Here is a 3,474-nt window from a genome sequence, read left to right as displayed (position 1 = left end):
TTGTCTTCGCAGCACCACCAATGCCTAATACTCCAGCTAAGAAGCCTACGCCATCTTTGGTACGTTGTAACTGCTCAGAAACTTGTAAGGCTGTTTGTGATACGGGGTCATTCAGATTTGATAACTGTTGCTTTGTACTATCTGAAGTATAGCCAGAAACTGTATCATAGCTAGTATCTCTGACAACTGCCGTAACTTCATTTTTAAGAGCATCACCAGCTTGTGCTATTTGACCTCCAGCTACAGTATCAACTATTAGGTCTTTCGCTAATCCAATTGGCCCACCAAAGGCTAAAGACAAGGCTAATCCTGCTGTTTCAGGATCAATTCCTGTTTTCTCTATCGCATCATTTACCTTATAACTTACTGCCGCACTTTGATCAAAGAGCTGGATTGCTAAGTTACTTCCATCGATGACTTTAACTACATTTTCACCAGCAATACTCGCTTCATTACCGTGTACCCCCTGAACAAGTACTGCAACACCTTTTGCTGTAACTACGATTGTTGGTAATACAAATGTTCCTTTATACGGTTGATTCGGATCAAACTCAGCTGCTTCAACTGTACTATTAGATACCTCTTGCTGACTAGCTGCCGTTAAAACCTGACGTACAATTGAACGAGCTGTATCATCACTGACTTGATATTCTTCAGCAATTTGTTGCTGAATCTCATTCAATGTTTGTTTGGCTGTATCATTTAGCTCTTTCGCAAGTGGTAGGACTTCTTTATTTAATAAGGCTTCGTACTGTTCTGCTCTCCACCTTGACGTATAAATTCTTTGTACCCTTCATAAACTTCATCGCCACCATTCGCTAACATTTCAGGGTTATTAGCCAATCCTGCCTGAATATTATTTAGCGAACTTAAGGCACGTTGTTTATAGGTATTATCAGGTAATGCCTTGATAATGTTTTCAGCACTTTGTCTAACGTTCTCTTGTAAATCCTTCTGCTGCTGAATAATCTCAGCACGACCACTTTCAGTGAGTAAACGATCATCTACCGTTACAGAACCATTCAACATGCCTGTCACTTGGTCACGAGTAATTTCTTGCGTGTTGTTGATATCATGGTTGGTAGTATCTGTCACATTCGTTACAGTACCTTGACCCATCGTGGCTTTGGTTGACTGTTCTTTTTCATTTCCAGTATTTTGTAAACCAACCGTTGTACTACCATGGTTCATTCCACCGTACAACTGTAGAATGAGATAAAAGCATGGATAGGACTCTAATTAAATACCATAAACTTGTTTGAGACGAGATATAAGCTGAATAATCTGTTCATTATCCTTTGGATTATATTCAGCATATGCTAATGCTATTAACTCCAAGACTGTGGCAAAAATGTTAAATGGTACTTTACCGTCAAGCTCATCATAGAAATAAAATTCTGCTGCATCAATAATATGTCCCTCATCCAAAACATCATTCATGAGGAAATAAGTTGATGTTTCTTGGAGGCTATAACCTTCACCTCGAATAGCATTTTTAAGGATTTCAATAAATGTATGCCCACTCGTACATGTAACAAAATAGTCCATAAAGAAAGATAATTCTGGGTCTGCTACTGGATATTTTTTTAAGATATCATTTCGATTATTTCTCAACCACTCAATCATATATTGCATCATAAAATCTCCTATTTAGGTTTATATTGTGGTGGTATAGTAGGTCTATATGTAGATGAATCTGGGATAATTGGAAACGCATTTGATATTTTTCCAGTCTTTCCATCTCGAGTTACACTAAATACGTAGCCATTCACATTTACCATCCTCTCATTCGCAGGCATTTTTAGAAATGATTCAGTTCTCGCTGGATTCATTACAGTATCATAGGCTTGTTTGAGATTTTGATCTCCACTAGCCAAAGCTGCTGTCGCTACACCTAAGCTTGTTACACCTGCTGCCGTCATTTTTCCTATGATTTCAGCATTCTGCAGTAAATCTTTCTGTAGTTGGATGATCTGCTCACGACCACTTTCAGTCAGTAAGCGATGATCTACTGTTACAGAACCATCAAGCATGCCTGTGGTTTGGTCACGAGTAATTTCTTGGGTGTTGTTGATATCACGGTTGGTGGTATCTGTCACATTCGTCACAGTACCTTGACCTAAGGTTGCCTTGGTCAGTTGTTCTGTTTCTTGCCCGCTGCTGTTGAGACCAATGGTCGTTGAACCTTTTGGGGCTGTAGAAGCTTCTTTAATTCCCTTTTGTGGAATACCAATACTCGTTGATACATTAAAACCACTGCTACTGTTGTAGTTATGATCTTCTCTATCTTTCAGCTCAAGCTCACCTGAATAATTCAGTTTGCCATGATCTGTTAGACTTCCGTCTGGGTTCTTCGTTGCATTGGCAATTACACCACCGATATTGGTAACATTTTTAACACCCATCGCATCTAAGTCGGCATTGTTCTGCGCATTTCCAATTAAAAGTTTACTGGTGTCATTTACCTAAGCTTTATCATTTTGATCTTTGGCTTGGTTTAGGATCAAACCAAATGGAAGTATTACCTCGATTAATTGAGGCTCAATTATAAGAGGGCCAATTGGTTGTACGATAGAGTTTAGGTGCAGGCTTATTCATTTTGAAATATTATTACTGAATAAGCCTTTATCTTTAGGTTTGTGCAGCACAGCCTATTTTATGTACAGATTTACTAACATAAAGCCAAATAACACTGCAAAAATTATTTATATATAATATTTAGGGACTACTCTTCAAAATTAAAATCCTTTAACATCTTTCCTTTTTCATCCAATAATTTATATACAAAATCAGGTTCAATTTTTAAAAATAGCTCAATAACATCATGTATTTTCCAACCATGTATCTCAGGATGGTCTACTATTTTTTCTAGATGTACCTTTAATGGCATAATGTACTCGGAATAATTATATTTGATAATGATCCAGAATAATGAGCTTATTTGAAAAGATTGATCATTAGAAGCAGCTATAATTTTCGAAATATAAGGGAATATTTTCGCTCTTTCTACATCTCTACCCCCTTCCCCTTGGTCAGATTTAACTGCCCAGTAACTAATTAAAGCATCTAACCCATGCTTTAATGTTTCATCATAACCATATAGTCTATTATTAATAAAACCACTAATATGATCTTCTTCTAATAATTTAACTAACGTGAAAAAACCTTCTTCATCTCCCCATGAAGTCAATATTTTTGACGCTTGAAAAACAATATAGTCATCCGTATTTGTTAATAATTCTCTTAACTGTTCTATACGACTAACTGAGATATCTTCCGCATCTAAGTCCTCTGCTACATCTGTATAATTTACACCATCAGGAATCTCATTTAATAATTCTATAATCTTCTGCTCCAACTCTATACTCCTTACAAACTATTAGACCTCTTGCGAAAGTAAAAATCACCTCCATATAAATTTCATGAGATATCAGAAATTAAAACCGTTTTTCAGATTCTGAATTCAAACGCTTA

Annotated in this window: 3 protein-coding genes and 2 pseudogenes; all 5 read right to left on the bottom strand. The window is 36.6% G+C overall.

What is annotated here, in order from left to right; all coding sequences use genetic code 11:
- On the bottom strand, positions 1-682 hold a 682-nt coding region (locus AC5YCI_RS16165), incomplete at its 3' end, for a hypothetical protein (RefSeq protein WP_496175934.1).
- Between the two features lie 145 nt (positions 683-827).
- Positions 828-1,185, bottom strand: a pseudogene (locus tag AC5YCI_RS16160) (hypothetical protein); the annotation flags it as partial.
- 54 nt (positions 1,186-1,239) lie between these two features.
- The gene (gene cdiI, locus AC5YCI_RS16155; protein WP_496175933.1) at positions 1,240-1,638 is read right to left on the bottom strand and encodes a ribonuclease toxin immunity protein CdiI; all 399 of its coding nucleotides are present in this window, start codon (positions 1,636-1,638) and stop codon (positions 1,240-1,242) included.
- A gap of 8 nt (positions 1,639-1,646) precedes the next feature.
- Positions 1,647-2,498: pseudogene (locus tag AC5YCI_RS16150) on the bottom strand (hypothetical protein); the annotation flags it as partial.
- Between the two features lie 227 nt (positions 2,499-2,725).
- On the bottom strand, positions 2,726-3,358 hold the full coding sequence (locus AC5YCI_RS16145) for a hypothetical protein (protein ID WP_496175932.1): 633 nt from the start codon (positions 3,356-3,358) through the stop codon (positions 2,726-2,728).
- Between the last annotated feature and the right edge of the window lie 116 nt (positions 3,359-3,474).

The sequence above is a fragment of the Acinetobacter sp. CY17 genome (assembly GCF_059515825.1).
The sequence above is the reverse complement of the archived record's forward strand: the minus strand, read 5'-3'. Positions and strand labels throughout refer to the sequence as shown.

Excerpts from the sequence above, each read along its gene's own strand:
- cdiI (WP_496175933.1), bottom strand. The coding sequence starts at position 1,638 with ATGATGCAATATATGATTGAGTGGTTGAGAAATAATCGAAATGATATC.